Source organism: Yaniella soli (assembly GCF_054782375.1).
The window spans coordinates 34561-50912 of the sequence record NZ_BAAGSP010000007.1 but is presented as its reverse complement, the minus strand read 5'-3'; the positions used below and the strand labels follow the sequence as shown (position 1 = coordinate 50912).

Genomic DNA, 16352 nt, shown 5'->3' with positions numbered 1-16352 from the left:
TCATTTTGACCCGTCAACCGGCTCAGGCCGGCCATATCGAGGCCGGTCTTGAGCATTCTGGGTATAGCATAGCGTTTTTGCCGCTCACCGATTTTCAGTTACCCGAAGATACCGGCGCGTTGGATGCGATGATCACCGGCCTGCATGCGGGCAGATGGGATCGCCTGCTGCTGACCAGTCCCAACACGATTCGGGCACTGGTGGCGCGTAGCTGGGATCCAGTGGCCACCGAAGCCCATACCGTCATCGGGGTGACTGGCCCCGGGACCGCACGAGTCCTCCACGATAGTGGTGCCACCATGACCCCCTGGATGCCAAACAATGATGCCTCCGCAGCAGGTATCCTCGCCCAATTTCCCACCGGCCCGGGCACAGTTGCTCTACCGCAAGGCGCCGCGGCCGGCGATGCGATGTGCACAGGACTTACTCAACGCGGTTGGGAAGTGACCCATGCGGTGGCCTATCACACCGTGGACTATCCAGCCCAACCAGATCGCGCCCTGCTCCCGGTTGAACAGGGCAGCTTGGAGACAGCGGATGTGCATAGCGACGACGTCATCGTGCTGACTGCTCCGAGCGCGGCACGGCGGTGGGCCGAAGTCGCCGTCCCGGTTCGGGCTGTCATCGCCATTGGCCACCCCACGCAACGTGCCGCCGACGAAAGCAATATTGCTCTTGCTGCGACCGCACCCTCACCGAATGCCACCGGACTTGCCGCCGTGCTCGAGGCACTCGACTAAATCCCCGAAAGGACACCATGTTCGCTCACCGCCCCCGTCGACTGCGCCAATCTGTGCCCATGCGCAAGCTGGTCGCTCAGAACCGACTAGCCCCGGCCGACCTGATTCTGCCGGTCTTTGTCAAAGAAGGTGCCACGCAACCCATCGATATTTCCTCGATGCCCGGGGTGCAACAGCACAGTATGGCCTCGCTGAAAACTGCAGCCCGCGATGCCGCAGAGGCAGGTGTGGGTGGCATCATGCTATTTGGTGTACCAGAAACACTGGATGCCCAAGGCTCTGCGGGGGTCGACCCGAATGGTATTTTGAACCTGGCCATTGCCGAAGTGGTGGCAGAAGTCGGCGACGATATGGTGGTCATGGCCGACACCTGCTTGGACGAATTTACTGACCACGGTCACTGCGGTGTGCTGGATGCGGAAGGCAATGTCGACAACGACGCCACCAATGCGATCTATGCCCAAATGGCCGTTGCCCAGGCAGCAGCCGGGGTGCATGTCGTGTCGCCATCCGGCATGATGGACGGCCAAGTTGCCGTCATCCGTGAAGCACTCGATGCTGCAGGCCACACCAACACCGCAATTCTGGCGTACTCGGCCAAGTACGCCTCGGCTTTTTATGGACCGTTCCGCGAAGCAGTGGACTCAGCACTGACTGGTGACCGCAAGACCTACCAGATGGACTCGGCCAACCGTACCGAAGCCATGTTCGAAACCGAACTCGACATCGAAGAGGGTGCCGACATGGTCATGGTCAAACCAGCCATGTCCTACCTCGATATTCTGCGCGACGTCGCCAATATGTCCACCGTGCCCGTGGCTGCTTACCAGATCTCTGGGGAATACGCGATGATCGAAGCTGCTGCGGCCAACGGGTGGATCGAACGCGAACCGGCCATGCTGGAATCGCTCACCGCCATCCGCCGTGCCGGCGCCCAGAACATTTTGACCTATTATGCTACTGAAGCTGCACGCCTACTCGCTTAGGAGACCTTTTTGACGACGAACCAACAAGCCTATGACGCCGCCCGCGCCATCATTCCCGGCGGGGTAAACTCACCGGTCCGCGGATTCGGTTCCGTTGGTGGCACCCCGGCCGCAATGGTCAAAGCCGCCGGGCCGTATCTGACCGACCTCGAAGACAACACCTACGTCGATCTGGTCGGCTCCTGGGGGCCCATGTTGCTGGGGCACAACCATCCTGCAGTCGTCGACGCTGTGCACAAAGCCGTCGACGCTGGGCTCTCGTTTGGTACCTCGACGCCGGGGGAGTCGCAGCTCGCCGAGCTGATCGCAGACATCATGCCGGTTGAGCGGGTCCGTTTTGTCTCAACCGGCACCGAAGCCACCATGACAGCCATCCGCTTGGCCCGTGGTGCCACCGGACGAAACCTCATCATCAAATTCGCCGGCTGCTACCACGGCCACTCCGATGGGCTGCTGGCCGCTGCAGGGTCTGGACTGGCAACCCACGCGCTGCCCGACTCGGCCGGAGTACCCGAAGCCATCACGAGCCAGACTCTGGTGCTGCCATACAACGATGAAGAGGCTGTCAAACAAGCCTTTGAGGCGTACCCGGACCAGATCGCTGGGATCATTACTGAATCGGCACCGGCCAATATGGGCGTCGTCCCGCCGAAACCCGGTTTCAACAGGTTTCTACGCGAAATCACCACCGCCAACGACGCCGTGTTCATCATGGACGAGGTGCTCACTGGCTTCCGCGCCACCAAGACCGGCGGCTGGGGTCTGGAACACGCCGACTGGGCGCCGGATCTGTTCACCTTCGGCAAGGTCATCGGTGGGGGACTGCCCGTCGCCTCGGTCGCAGGAACCGCTGCGGTCATGGACCAATTGGCACCGCTGGGCCCCGTGTACCAGGCCGGCACGTTGTCGGGGAACCCGATCGCGATGGCCGCAGGCTATGCGACCCTAACCAATGCCACCGATGACGCGTATGCAACCATCGCGCAGCGTTCTACTCAACTCCAGAGCATGGTCGCTGATGCACTGAAGGCAGAAGGCGTCAATCACTCGATCCAGAGTGCCGGTTCACTGTTCTCGATTGCCTTTGGAACCGCCGACCACGGTGTGACCAATTACGAGGATACGCAGGCTCAAGAAGCTTTCCGTTATGGTCTCTTCTTCCACGCAATGCTCGACGGTGGCGTCTACTTGGCTCCATCGGTCTTCGAAGCATGGTTCATTTCAGCGGCCCACGACGATGCCGCGATGAACAAGATTGCTGATGCTTTGCCTGCTGCTGCCAAGGCGGCCGCGGCGGCCACTGCATAAGTCTGATGCTTACATAACCCGCAGTAGGGGTGCACCCGGATGGCCAGGTGCACCCCACCGGCATTTTGCTATGGGCCTTGACACCCCCTTCTTTGTATCAGTACATTAAATGTATTGATACAAAGGAGAGTTCATGAGTATCGCCATCTGGATAGCAATCGCTCTGGCGTGTTTCGTGCTGCCGGCCACCTCGCTCACCAGCGGAGGCAAGCGTCATCCCGAATATCACAACCTTGCCCGACATGCGGAGCACGTCGGCCTGCCTCTGCCGGATCACATTGCTCGGGCCGTGGCGACATGCATTCGTAGAAGGCAACGCGGCATGTCGATTGGCGGTAGCGCAGGGATAGTGCTCGCGACCATCGTCTTTATCATCTTTTTCGACAATGACGACGGGGCAATAGGCGCTTTCGTACTATTCTGCGCCGGTGCCGGGACAGTCTTCGGGGGTGCCTGGGCGATCGCAGCCTACCGTCCGAGTCAAACCATCGATCGACCGGTCGTGGCGAGAATGCGGTCGGTGGGATTGGCGGACTATCTGACGAAAGGGGAGCGGTTTGGCCTGTGGGCAGTACCTGCGGTGTTGATAGTTGGTGTGATCGTAGGAGGACTGTTGCTCGGGCGGCTACCTGAACACGCTGCTGTGGGTAACTACGGCCTCATCGCAGGCAGCCTGAGCGCCGTTGCACTGCTGACTTGGGTGGCGGCGCTCGTGGCATTGCGTCGAGTGCTCATGGCACCTGCCCGAACCGAAACCCAGCTCGAACTCGCATGGGCTGACAGCGAGCGGGCACAGGGGCTCCGGCAAGTCGCCAATCTGAGCGTGATAGTCGCCAGCATGGCATTATTATTTTGGTTGGTAAGTATTGGAGTCGTGCTGACCACCGATGGTTTCTATCGAAATCATCCCGAACTCACCTGGTCGATCACAGGTATCGCCCTGATCGCTTATCTGGCACTGTGTCTCGTCGCAGCAGCCGGCCCCTTATCCTCTTGGCTCAGTGGTCGTCGAAAAGGATATGAGCAGCGTCAATTATGGTCGGACGGGGTGCCGGTATGAATACCTTCGTGATCGATCCGCACGCCGACGTCGCCCCGTATGAGCAACTGCGAAGACAACTCATAGAACAGATCACCGCTGGACAGCTGCCAGCAGAGACGCGACTACCCGCAGTACGCCGTCTGGCTGCGGAGCTCGCTCTTGCTCCGGGGACCGTCGCTCGGGCCTATAAAGAGCTCGAAGCCGAAGGCTATTTGGAAACGCGCGGACGAAACGGCACTGTGGTGGCTTCTCCTGCGGTCAACGACCCTACGGTGCAAGCGCAGCGCATCACCGCAGAATATGTCACCACGATGCTGTCGCTGGGTTATGATGCAAAAGCCATCCAGGAAAGAGTACTGAATGCGCTGACAGGCTCGTGAGCACGGCTGAGTTCATCAAGCGTTGCAGACACAAGAGACCGGGGGCTACTGAGGACTTCAGTAGCCGCCCGGTCTGCGTGTCGTTCGGCTTAGGCGTGTGGATTAGGCAGCGAGTTCAGCCCGTGCCCGAACCGGTATAACCTTCAGGCCATCATCCTCGACGGTCACATGTACGCTATCGCCGTCCTGGACCGACTCGGAGACCAAGAGATCAGCAACCTTATCGTCCAGCTCGCGCTGAATGACACGGCGCATTGGACGAGCACCGTAGGCCGGCTGGTAGCTGGCATTGGCAATCCAGTCTCGTGCGTCGTTATCGACATCGAGCGTAATGCCCTGGGCAACGAGACGCTGTTCAGAATCGCGCAACTGCATGCCGACAATCTCGCGGAGCTGCTCGGAGCTCAACGGGTTGAACAACAAGGTGTCGTCAATACGGTTGAGGAACTCTGGACGCATGAACTCACGCACCCGGCCCATTACTTTTTGCTCGGTATCGCGCTGTGTTGCCGCCGCGTCACCGGACACAAAGCCCAGCGGTGCGCCAGTTGATGACAAGAACTCGGAACCCAAGTTCGAAGTCATGATTAACACGGTATTGCGGAAATCTACGGTACGACCCTGACCATCGGTGAGGCGTCCATCGTCGAGTACCTGCAGCAGCATGTTGAACACATCGGGGTGGGCCTTCTCGATTTCATCGAGCAGAATCACCGAGTATGGACGACGACGAACCTGTTCGGTGAGTTGCCCGGCCTCGTCATAGCCGACGTAGCCCGGAGGGGCACCGACCAGACGTGAGACGGTGTGACGTTCACCGAATTCCGACATATCCAACCGGACCATCGCATCGGCATCGTCAAAGAGTGAATGCGCCAGTGATTTGGCCAGTTCGGTTTTGCCGACACCGGTGGGGCCCAGGAACAGAAAGCTGCCGACCGGGCGGGATGGATCAGCCATCCCGGTGCGTGACCGACGAATCGACTTCGCTATGGCAGAGACCGGATCGTCTTGGCCAACCACCCGCTCGTGGAGTTCGTCCTCGAGACGAGCCAAACGCGATTTCTCGGCTTCGGTCATGCGCGCAGCTGGAATGCCGGTGGCGCGCGAAACCATCTCTGCGATGGCATCCTCGTCCACGACAGACGATCCCGTCGCAGGCTGGGCAGCGGCTGCAGCCAATTGTTCGCTGATCTGGTGAACCTGGTCCCGAAGTTCGGTGGCACGTTCGTAGTTCTCGGCGTTGACCGCAGCATTCTTCTCCGATTCCAGATCGGCAAGCTTTGAGCGCAATGCTTCGGTATCCACTTCGGGCCCGTCATTGAGCGGTCCACGTTTCAGCGACAATCGGGCACCGGCCTGATCGATCAAGTCGATGGCCTTATCCGGTAAAAACCGATCGGTAATGTAGCGGTTGGATAGCTCGACGGCAGCTCGAAGTGCCGCGTCGGTGTAGGTCACGTGGTGGTGGTCCGCATAGCGATCTGCCAGTCCATTCATGATTTGTACGGCATCCTCGATCGAAGGCTCGCCAACGGTGACCGGCTGGAACCGGCGTTCTAGCGCTGAGTCCTTTTCGATGGTGCGGTATTCCTTGAGGGTGGTAGCACCGACCATGTGCAGATCGCCGCGGGCGAGGCGTGGTTTGAGAATATTGCCGGCGTCCATGCCACCAGATTCTCCTGAACCGCCAGCACCGACCACGGTGTGCAGCTCATCGATAAAGACGATGGTGTTACCGTCTTCGGTAATCTCGTCCATTGCATCGGTGAGACGTTCTTCGAAGTCACCGCGGTACCGAGTGCCAGCGATCATCCCGGCAAGATCCAAGGTGATGACGCGACGGCCCTTGAGCTGGGCTGGTACTTCGTCATCAATGATGGCTTGGGCCAAGCCCTCCGCAATAGAGGTTTTGCCGACACCTGCTTCACCGATCAGTACCGGGTTGTTCTTGGTGCGACGAGCCAGCACCTCAATGGTCTGCTCGATCTCATCTCCACGCCCGATGACGGGATCCAGCCGTCCGGCTTGGGCTTCGGCGGTGAGGTCCAAGCCGAATTTTTCCAGCATAGATTCCTCACCGTCGCCTTGACCCTCGTTGTGGGTACCGGGCTGTCCGGTAGGTCCCTGCTGTTGTGCTCCGGCTTGAAGTGACTGCGGGGTCACGCCGGCCTGTGCCAACAGTGCACCGGCGGGGGAATCGTGGTTCAACACGAAAGCAAAAAATACGTGCTCTGGGTCAATGTAGGTTGATCCGAATGCGCGTGCTACTTGGTAGCCGTCAAGCAGAGCCTTTTGAGCCGAGGCGTTGAGCGATGCCGTGGCGTCGCCTTTCTCCTCTAGGGCTGCTGGTAGGCGTTCGTCCACGGCGGTGATGATGGTTTTCGGATCAGCACCGGCCTGGCGTACCCCAGCAGCTGCGGGGTCTTCGGCGAGCATGACGCGCAGGATGTGGAGCGCGTCGACATCAGCCTGGCCACGTTCTACAGCGAATTTCGCGGCTGCTTGAATGATGTCGTGGGTCCGCTTGCTGAGCAGACGGTTAATATCTACGGGACGTCCCTGACGTCCGGCTCGCTGACCCTGAAGGTAGCGAGCAAAGAATTCGTCGAAGGAGTCGCCGTTGGAACCGGCGGAACCAAAGAATGCGGGCATTATGTGTCCTCCTAGTGGTTTGTGCAGAGGGTTCTGCACAGAAGTTGAGTGTTCTTAACTCAAGTAACGCATCGTTGATCGACATTATTCCGAGAAATGTTCGATTGGTCAAGAAACTTGAGTGAACCTAGCTCAACTAACGGGGAGGGTGCCCAAATATTCCGGAGAGCCTCTAAGAGCGTTTCTCCACGGGCCACTCGCGAGATACCGTGGCTTCCGGGTTTTTCCGACGCAAGTACTGCTCGAAGCTTGCGGACTGGTCCGACTTCCAACGAATCTGGTGATCGAACAGTTCTTCGAGTGACACATCAAATTTGCCCGGGAATTTCGCCACCATGGCTTGGCATACTTGGACCGCGGCAATCGAATCGGCTTGCGATGTGTGAGCGTTGTCGAGGAGTACGCCGTAGTGTTGGCATGCCGCTTCGAGTGTGCGCTTGCCCTTACGATACGTGTCTGCGTATTTGTCTAGAACATAGGGATCCACGACCCCAACGACGGGAAACTCGTTGGCATCTCGCCGTGCTAACTCGGCTGTGAGCAGGGTGAAGTCATAGACTCCGTTGTAAGCGATAATTGGCACGCGGTGATGCATGAAATCTGACAGTGTGGCCACGATTTCATTGAGGCCCTGGGCGGCATCCATGCCGTGTTCGCGTGCGTACTCAGTGGAAATACCATGTACTGCGGCTGCCTCGGGCGGGATGTCCACTTCGGGATTGAGTAACCATTCGGCACTGGTACGCATATGCCCGTCAGGATCCATGAGGACGATGGAGGCAGTCACGATACGTGCCTCGTGCGGGTTGCGTCCGGTGGTTTCTAAATCGAACCCCACCATTGAGCCGGTATGCCAGGGGTCATTCGGTCCAGGAATTGTCAACACAGATTCTGCTTTGATCATGGTTCTAAAATACCTTGTCGTGCATTCTGTATGCGAGCACTACGTCACTTGTGGATCATGACTGAGCTTGTGGAGAGTTTGGGCGGTTATATGACAAAAGTGGTTCAATGGAGAGCATGGTTTCAACTCCGCAATTGCTTCGGCCCAAGAACCTCTTTCGTACTGCACCTCAACTTGATGTCCGTCAACAAGATGTTGTCGATCAGGCGCCGGGACACGGGCCGATGCTGGTGCTTGGGGGCCCGGGCAGCGGAAAAACCACGGCGGCGGTCGAGTACGCGGTTGCCAAAATCAAGGCGGGAGTACCCACGAGCCAGGTCCTGTTGCTCACGAACACGCGTACGGCAGCTTCGCAACTGCGCAATCAGCTCACGGCACGCCTGAATTTTGAGGCTATTGACTCTCGGTCGGAAACCCCCGTGCGTTCGTTCGCGTCCTACGCGTTTGATCTGATCACGCGTATTCGTGAAGACCACGTCGCCACGCCAAGGCTGCTGGCCGGTGCCGAGCAAGATCGGGTGATTGCCGAACTTATCGAAGGGTATATGACCGACCCCGAGTTGGCACTCGAATGGCCTGAAAGTCTTGCCCAAGCTGTCGGGCTGCGGGGACTGCGTCATGAATTGCGTGAGCTGATTGACCGCAGTGCAGAATACGGTATCCAACCGGGACAACTTGAAGCGCTGGGTCGCAGCAAGGGACGTGCCGAATGGAGACTTGCGGCGACGATCCTGCAGGACTACCGCGATGTCTTAGACCTTTCAGGTGATGATGCCTACGACGCCTCCGGGCTCATCACGTCCGCGGCTGATCTATGGGAAGCCAACCCAAACTTTGCGGCGGACGAAACACAGCGCATTCAGCACATCATCATCGATGACTTCCAGGACGCCACACCGGCGATCCACCGGCTCGTCAAACTCATCGGCACCCAACGCGATATTGTCATCACCGCAAACCCCGACACCACGGTGCAAGGCTTTCGCGGGGCGAGACCGCAGGCACTGGCGCAGTGGCCACAGATCCTGGCACCGGACGCCACGGTCACGACGATAGACGCCGGATACCGCATGGGCGAACAACTCAACGCCGCATATCAGCGCACCGTGGGTCGCATCCCCGCAGTCGCTGGGTTCCCAGATATTCGGGCACGCCTCACGTCTGCCACACATGATGATAGCGTCGCCGTGCATCGTCTGGCGTCTCCGGTGCAAGAGCACCTCTTTATTCTGCAGCAAGTCTTGGAACTCCATCACCGTGAAGGTGTCGCTTTTGACGACATGGCCGTGCTAGCTCGTACCGCATCCAAGGTTTCCGAAGTCGCGACCGCGCTGGAATCAGAAGCGATCCCCGTGGCCCGGTCCATCTCAGAAGTCATGTTGAATCAGCAGCCGGCTGCCGCACCACTGTTGGTGCTGACCAGTGCAGCAGATGCTGTGGCACGAGGCAGCGGCGAGACCGCTACGGGGTTGGAGCCTGCCGACCTGCACTGGTTGATCACCGGTCGATACGGTGCCTCAACCCCGCTAGAATTACGCAACCTACGCCGCCGTTTATTGTCTGTGGAACGCGACGAGAAGGGTACGCGCGCCTCGGCGGAACTACTCGATGAGCTCGTCGCCAACCCGAATGAAGCGGCCTCACTATTAGCACTAGATGCTGATCGTCCAATGCCTCGATATGCCAGAGGAGCGGTGCGTATTGGCCGCATGTTAGCTGCCATGACAACGGCTACCGTCGAGGAAAAAGCTTCGGCAGAAATGGTGCTGTGGGCCGGGTGGGCGACAGCCCTGCCCGAAGTCGGCAACGTGTGGGAAGAACAAGCTCTGGGCGACGACAAGGATGCCGCAGTTCGGGCGAATCGGGATCTGGACTCAGCAGTCGCCCTGTTTGAAGCAGCCGAACGGTATGTGGTGCAATTTCCCGGTCAAAGTGCCGCGGGCTTTACCGAATACTTAGCGGAGCAAGATTTACCCATGGACTCATTGTCCTCACGATCCGATCAAACAGGCGTTGCGGTGTTGACCCCTACATCCGCTGCGGGTGGTTCGTGGAACACGGTGTTTGTGGTGGGCGTCCAAGAAGGCGTGTGGCCCAACACCCGCTTGCGTGGTCAACTTTTACACACCCAAGAACTCGTGGAAGAAGTCACCGGCACCGCGGGCGACCAACCCATCAATGAGCGCATCGCCCAAGTACGCCACGATGAACTTCAAACCTTCGCAGCCGCCATCTCACGAGCATCGCAGCGACTCATTGCCACGGCAGTCGCCGATGCAGACCATCAACCCTCCATGTTCATTGAACGGCTCGACCCGTGGCCACCCACGGATGACCACCCCGTGCGTCCATACACCACCGTCGCTACACCGCTGACGGTGAGTGGACTGGTCATCGACTTGCGTCGCACACTTGAAGAAGCCCAACGCACTCTGTCGATGACTACTGATCCTCATAAGGTTGAGCTGTTGGAAGCAGGTGCCACGCAAGCGGCAGAAGGTCTCGCCGTGCTGGCAGAAGGCGGGATCTCAACCGCGAGCCCCGACAATTGGTGGGGCCTGCTGGAACTGTCCACCCAGACTCCGATCCACGGGATAGACGAGACGGGTGCAGCCAACCGCATTCGCTTATCCCCATCGACGGTCGAAACAGCCGTGGAATCACCCCTGCGATGGTTTATCTACCAGGTCTCCACATCGGCGTCCTCGCCCGCTGCTGCGACCGGCACATTCGTGCACGCGATCGCAGAGAAATATCCGCAAGCAGATGTCGGCGAGATGTATGCCGAGCTCAAGGCGAAGTTCCCGGTGTTGGCCGCGGAAGCCGGCATTGAACCCGGCTGGGAATATGACGCACTGTATGCCAAAGCGCAACGTGCCCTAGAGTTCTTCTACGAATACGTCTCGGGTATGAGCGCAGGCTATACGACCGGCCGTGGGCAAACCAAAGAAGAATTTGGACCCCGTACACTTGTGGCCGTCGAGCAGCGCGTCAGCGTCGATCTGACGGTCGATGACCTCCCAGTGCAGCTGAACGGCGTCATCGACCGTGTGGAAGTCGACCACACCGGACGCCCCTATGTCGTGGACCTCAAAACCGGCTCGACCAATGTCAGCGGCGAATCGATGCTGCGATTGCCCCAGCTTGGCGTCTATCAAGCCATGGTAAAGGCCGGGGCACTCACCGATATCGTTGAGCGGACTGATCCGGCCGGTGCTGCACTGGTACAACTCGGCAAAAATCGGGCTTCAGTCCAGATCCAGCCTCAAGCACCGCTCGGGGCAGAACGCTCCTGGGCCGAAGATGACATCGCTGATGCCGCTCGATGGGTTCAGGGACCCTATTTTTACAACGTTCACCAGGGTGAAGACTGCAACCTCGCAGCGCTGTGCCCCATCTGTACGGAAGGACAACAGGTAACCGAATGGCTGGTCTAACATGGGGGCACCCACCGCGCTATAGTGCTCACGAGCTGACCGATCTGCTCGAAGACCACAAACCCGTTGCAAAGCGCCTGTATCCAACACAGGAGCAAACGGCCATTATCGAGGCCGGTCCCGATCCGTTACTCGTCGTTGCTGGTGCAGGTTCCGGGAAGACGCACACCATGACCGACCGCGTGATCTGGTTGATAGCCAACGGGTATGTCCGTCCCGAAGAAGTGCTTGGCGTAACCTTTACCCGCAAGGCCGCAGGCGAGCTTGAATCCCGAGTCAATAACGCGATCGAACAGCTCGCTGACCGCGATGACATTGAATTGGCCTTCGATACCGCAGACCTCGGTCAAGCCACCGTCACCACGTATCACTCCTATGCCAACTCCCTGGTGGCAGATCATGGACTGCGCATCGGCGTGGAACCAGATGCTCGGCTCATTGGTGAGGCCGAGTCATACCAGCTGGTCACTGACGTTGTCTACGATCATGACTCAGAAATTGACCTCAGTGATGTGCACTCGCAAGACCTCACAGACATCATCGCCAACGCCGTTCGGGACCGACCGTTATCATCCACCATCAAGGCCGTGAAAAAGCTCGCCGGGGATTGTGCCGAACACCTTGTAGAACCAGCCCAGGTGCGCGATGCGCTCGCAGAAATGTTCACGTTTGGGCAAGGTCTGCCGGTCACCAAAGCGATGTCGCAAAGTACTGCATCGGTGTTCACCATGCTCAAACTTCGCGCCAAGATCTCCGATATGGTCGCTGCTTACCTGGAGAAGAAAAAAGAACACAACGTCATGGACTACGGTGACCTGGTACGTTACGCAGCTGTCATCGCCACACAACTGCCAGAAGTTCGGACCATCGAACGCGAGAAATACAAGATCGTCTTGCTTGACGAATTCCAGGACACTTCGCATGCTCAGCTGCAACTGTTCTCCCACCTCTTTGGTCGCGGGGATGGGACGCAAGCGTCGCACTCGGTTACTGCAGTGGGGGACCCAAACCAGTCCATTTATGGATTTCGTGGGGCCTCGGCAGGCCAGCTGTTTTCCTTTGTCGAGGAGTTTGGTGCCGAGCAACTCGAACTGACGACGGCTTGGCGGAACAGTAGCGACATTTTGGATATGGCAAACCACGTCGCCCAACCGCTGCGCGACTCCGCCGTTCAAGGCCAAGTGATACCCCAACTCCAGGCGAAGCAGCAAGCTGAAGCCGGGGTCGTGGAATTGAACTGGTTCGAATCGGCCGATAATGAAGCCGGCCAATTAGCCGACCGCGTCAAAGAACTTGGCATCGAGGATGGCACCAATACCGCGGCCATCCTGTGCCGAGCCAAGAAGCAATTCCCACCGTTGATCGAAGCACTCGAGGCCCGGGGCATCTCCTATGAGGTCGTCGGCCTTGCCGGACTGTTGGGCATTCCTGAAGTCATTGAAATTGTTGCGATTCTTAAAATCCTTGCTGACCCACAATCCTCTGACGCTTTACTACGTGTGTTGTCCAACGCCCGATGGCGTATAGGGCCCGAGGACCTCTGGGTCTTGAACGCATTTGCGCGTAGTCTTGATCGGCAAGATCGCAATGATCCGTTAGATTCTGATACGTCTCCGCAAGAAGACATTGATCATCCATCAATGATCAATGCGATCCTGCGGTTACCAAGAGACAACTGGACCAGCCCGCGAGGACAGACCTTTAGTGAGCTCGGCTTTCAACGTCTGCAGCGGTTTGGCAACGCATTACAAGAGCTGATGCGCCAGATTCACCTCCCCATCCCGACCTTGATCCGACAGATCGAAAAGTCTACCGGGCTCGGCGTCGAAATAGCGGTGCGGCCAGGTGGCGCAACGATTGATGCGCGCCGGTATCTGGATGAATTCTTGCGCATTGCCGAGAACTTTCAGGCTTCCGCTGACCACACACGCACTTTGGACCTGGTCACGTTTCTCACCTGGTTAGAAACTGCCGCGGTGGAGGAAAATGGGTTGGACATGCCTCCGGAACAACCAAAACCTGGTGCCGTGCAGATTATGACCATGCATGCTTCGAAAGGTTTGGAATGGGATGCTGTCTTTGTGCCGGGACTGAATCAAAATACGTTTCCGGGCGAGCAGCACGATTTGTGGACTAGCGCATCTCGTGGGGATTTGCCGTGGCCACTTCGTGGCGACCGTGACACCTTACCCAAGTGGGAACAGCACGCCGCATCGGATGTTCGTGAATGGGCAGGATTATCTGGCGTCGACGGGTGGTCGGCCAAAATGGCCGAAACCATGGCAGAGACGCAAGGTCGTGAAGTGCTCACGCTCAAAGAGCAAGTGAAACTGCACGAACTCTCCGAAGCTCGCAGACTCGCCTACGTTGCATTTACCCGCGCGAAAGATTTGTTGTGGGTCTCGGGTGCCCACTGGCAAGGCACCCTCAAAAAGCCGGCTCCAATGTCGGTGTTTTTGGAAGAGATGGTGCAATACCAGGACGACCACGGTCTCGACCAAAAAGCGTATTGGGCTACTGAATTCCCCGAGGAGAATCCAAGAAGCTCTCGTGCGGTCGTGGCCAAGTGGCCATATGACCCACTCGATGGCCCGGACCATTACCGGGTTGAGGCCCGCGACGACGGCCGGCTACCAGAGCCTGATGAGCACGCCGTGCTGGTGCGCCGAAGTCATCCTCGTCGCGAAGTTTTGGAGCAGAGCGCAGCCCGCGTCCGTGCTGCGGTAGCTTCCAAGGAGCAGCTCGACGACGATCTGGCGCAACGCATCGATTGGGTATTAGACCGCGCCCAGGTTCCGATTACCAATGATGTGCACATGCCTGAACATATTTCAACCAGCCGTTTTGTAGAGCTAGCGAAAGACCCCGCCGCCGTGGCGCGCCAGATTCGGCGGCCTATGCCACAGCGGCCAACGTCTGCAGCACGCGAGGGGACACTGGTGCATGAATGGATTGAGCATTTCTATGCGCAGAATATGCCAGGGCTCACGCCGTCATTGGACATTGAAGAGACAGAGCAGCTCGTGGACGCTGAGTGGGACGAGGCGACCGGTTTGGCCGACCTACGTGAGAAGTTTGAGGGTTCAGACTGGGCACAGCGCATCCCGTCGATGATCGAGGCGGCCGTCGAAACGTCGGTATCGGGTCTGACACTGCGTGGTCGTATTGATGCTGTATTTCGGACCGGGGGAGATCCCGACGTGGAGTTCGACCCTGAAGCACAGTGGGAGCTGGTGGACTGGAAGACCGGTCGAGTGCCATCGGATGCCGAAATGCCCCAACGGAGTCTTCAGCTAGCGATATATCGGTTGGCCTGGTCTCGGCTCCACAACATCCCGTTAGATCGGATTACGGGCAAGTTCGTCTACCTGGCACACGGCGCAGAAAAAACGCCGCATGATTTCGCGTCCGCCGATGAGCTGGAACACATCCTGGCCCGTGCCTTTGGCGATAGCTAGTTGTTATCGAGGTTCTCTCGAACCGTCTTCCACGAGATCGGCTGCGTGTCATCGTCTTCGGGTGGTGCTTCGGCTTCATCGTGAGGCACGAGATCGCCATCATCGGAAAGTGTGTGCACTCTTAGCTCAGTGCTGTCTTCAGTCTCGGCTGCCATAGACGCGTGGTCGTCAGGGTCATTGGTGATAGCCTCGTTGCTTCCCGATGACTCGTCGGACAATTCATCACTAGCGTCCTCTGTGGTTGTTTCCTCAGCATCTCCAGCATCGGGGCCAGCCGCTACGGGGTCGTCGAATGCCGGGTCGACAGGATCAGCCTGGTCATCGACGTCAGTTTCTGGTTCGGTTTCTTCCGTGTCCACCTCTAGTTCGGGTGCCGGCTCCGGTACTGACTCAGGCGTTGGTTCTGGTTCCCAGAATCGTTGACCAATATCCTGACCGCCCGTGGCGTCGATGTCGGAAGCAAGGTCGTCCAACATGGACTGGGCTTCTGCAACGACTTCATTATTGGAAGCGTTGATTCCAGAGATGAGGTACTTTGCCAAGGAGAACTCTGCTGCTAAGGCTGCTCGACGCATGATGTGCAGATCGACATAGTCAGCCGGTAAATCCATGTGCCGGTGGTACGCCGAGATCAAGGCGTCACGAAACTCGATGGAATCCGTCGATGCCAGCCAAGTGAAGTCCTGGGCCGGATCACCGATGTGCAAATCCGTCCATGCGGTTACGCCGACAGCCCGGTTCCGGTCGATCAACAGTGAGGTTTCATCAAAGTCACCGTGTACCACGCGCGGAGTGAACGTCCACATTTGCCGTTCTTCGAAGGCATTTTCCCAACGGCGTAACAGCACCGACGGGACCTTACCGGTCAATGCAATCTGATCGAGTTCGGACAGCAATCGCGAACGCAACTGCTCGGATCCATAGGACGGTAAATCCGCTGTTTCGACGACTGCCCGGGGCAGAGTGTGAATGGCGGCAATAATGCGACCGAGGTCATCGATGGTTTGCGGCTCTGCCTCGGTGATGGCGTCCAACTCGACCGGCATACCGGGCATTTGGTGATAAACGAACGTGCGCAGGGAATCTATTTGCACTGCACCGGCGACCGAAGGTACGCGAAACGGTAAGTGTGCCCGAATAGCCGGAGTGAAACCAGATAGGACTTGGATTTCGGTTTCTAATCGGAAAGCCGCCTGAGAGTTATGAGGAGACCGCACCCGCCAGTGATTATTGTCGGTGTCAGTCACAATGGCAGAGTCAAAAGCGCGCGGATCATCAGGGGAGGTTGCGGCTTGGACAATATCAAGCCCGGGCATGGCAGCCGAGGCTAATGCTGCAAGTTCCATGGCGGTTCGTTTCATCACGTCTACCTTACGCCTGATGTACCCCGGTTCGGCAGCAGCCACGTTGGTGAGTCGAAATTCTGTTGAGCAACGCTAAGG

At 58.2% G+C, this 16352-nt stretch carries 10 protein-coding genes; 7 read left to right on the top strand and 3 right to left on the bottom strand.

Translation table 11 applies throughout. The features are described 5' to 3' along the window. Nucleotides 1-5 precede the first annotated feature (5 nt). The 5 genes from ACYVJT_RS05370 (at nt 6) to ACYVJT_RS05350 (ending at nt 4456) form a co-directional block, all read left to right on the top strand. The gene (locus ACYVJT_RS05370) at nt 6-740 is read left to right on the top strand and encodes a uroporphyrinogen-III synthase (protein ID WP_343955798.1); all 735 of its coding nucleotides are present in this window, start codon (nt 6-8) and stop codon (nt 738-740) included. A gap of 17 nt (nt 741-757) precedes the next feature. Next, nucleotides 758-1726 carry a porphobilinogen synthase gene (hemB, locus tag ACYVJT_RS05365; protein WP_343955799.1) on the top strand — a complete coding sequence of 323 codons (969 nt, stop codon included), beginning with the start codon at nt 758-760 and terminating at the stop codon, nt 1724-1726. A gap of 9 nt (nt 1727-1735) precedes the next feature. Further along, nucleotides 1736-3034: a glutamate-1-semialdehyde 2,1-aminomutase gene (gene hemL / locus ACYVJT_RS05360; protein ID WP_343955800.1), complete on the top strand. Its 1299-nt coding sequence runs from the start codon at nt 1736-1738 to the stop codon at nt 3032-3034. Between the two features lie 133 nt (nt 3035-3167). After that, on the top strand, nt 3168-4094 hold the full coding sequence (locus ACYVJT_RS05355; protein WP_343955801.1) for a hypothetical protein: 927 nt from the start codon (nt 3168-3170) through the stop codon (nt 4092-4094). Beyond that, on the top strand, nt 4091-4456 hold the full coding sequence (locus tag ACYVJT_RS05350; RefSeq protein WP_343955802.1) for a GntR family transcriptional regulator: 366 nt from the start codon (nt 4091-4093) through the stop codon (nt 4454-4456). Before ACYVJT_RS05355 ends, ACYVJT_RS05350 begins: the two co-directional genes overlap by 4 nt. 102 nt (nt 4457-4558) lie before the next feature. On the opposite strand, the gene ACYVJT_RS05345 is transcribed toward ACYVJT_RS05350, so the two are convergent. Together ACYVJT_RS05345 and ACYVJT_RS05340 are read right to left on the bottom strand one after the other, a co-directional pair. Continuing rightward, a complete protein-coding gene (locus ACYVJT_RS05345) occupies nt 4559-7111 on the bottom strand; it encodes an ATP-dependent Clp protease ATP-binding subunit (protein WP_343955803.1) in 2553 nt (850 codons plus the stop codon). Between the two features lie 172 nt (nt 7112-7283). Next, the gene (locus ACYVJT_RS05340) at nt 7284-8015 is read right to left on the bottom strand and encodes a 3'-5' exonuclease (RefSeq protein WP_343955804.1); all 732 of its coding nucleotides are present in this window, start codon (nt 8013-8015) and stop codon (nt 7284-7286) included. Nucleotides 8016-8131: 116 nt separating this feature from the next. Here ACYVJT_RS05340 and ACYVJT_RS05335 point away from each other — a divergent pair, with 116 nt between their 5' ends. Next, entirely contained in the window at nt 8132-11452 is a 3321-nt protein-coding gene (locus ACYVJT_RS05335) for a UvrD-helicase domain-containing protein (RefSeq protein ID WP_343955805.1), read from the top strand. Next, nucleotides 11440-14910, top strand: a complete 3471-nt coding sequence (locus ACYVJT_RS05330) for an ATP-dependent helicase (protein ID WP_343955806.1) — start codon at nt 11440-11442, stop codon at nt 14908-14910. Before ACYVJT_RS05335 ends, ACYVJT_RS05330 begins: the two co-directional genes overlap by 13 nt. Here the strand turns inward: ACYVJT_RS05330 and ACYVJT_RS05325 are convergent. After that, nucleotides 14907-16271 (bottom strand): phosphotransferase, encoded by a 1365-nt coding sequence (locus ACYVJT_RS05325; RefSeq protein ID WP_343955807.1) that lies wholly within the window; start codon nt 16269-16271, stop codon nt 14907-14909. The two genes, ACYVJT_RS05330 and ACYVJT_RS05325, sit on opposite strands and share 4 nt — an antisense overlap. Between the last annotated feature and the right edge of the window lie 81 nt (nt 16272-16352).

Excerpts from the sequence above, each read along its gene's own strand:
- ACYVJT_RS05330 (WP_343955806.1), top strand. The coding sequence starts at position 11,440 with ATGGCTGGTCTAACATGGGGGCACCCACCGCGCTATAGTGCTCACGAG.
- ACYVJT_RS05340 (WP_343955804.1), bottom strand. The coding sequence starts at position 8,015 with ATGATCAAAGCAGAATCTGTGTTGACAATTCCTGGACCGAATGACCCC.
- ACYVJT_RS05355 (WP_343955801.1), top strand. The coding sequence starts at position 3,168 with ATGAGTATCGCCATCTGGATAGCAATCGCTCTGGCGTGTTTCGTGCTG.
- ACYVJT_RS05345 (WP_343955803.1), bottom strand. The coding sequence starts at position 7,111 with ATGCCCGCATTCTTTGGTTCCGCCGGTTCCAACGGCGACTCCTTCGAC.
- ACYVJT_RS05335 (WP_343955805.1), top strand. The coding sequence starts at position 8,132 with ATGGTTTCAACTCCGCAATTGCTTCGGCCCAAGAACCTCTTTCGTACT.
- ACYVJT_RS05325 (WP_343955807.1), bottom strand. The coding sequence starts at position 16,271 with ATGAAACGAACCGCCATGGAACTTGCAGCATTAGCCTCGGCTGCCATG.
- ACYVJT_RS05350 (WP_343955802.1), top strand. The coding sequence starts at position 4,091 with ATGAATACCTTCGTGATCGATCCGCACGCCGACGTCGCCCCGTATGAG.
- hemB (WP_343955799.1), top strand. The coding sequence starts at position 758 with ATGTTCGCTCACCGCCCCCGTCGACTGCGCCAATCTGTGCCCATGCGC.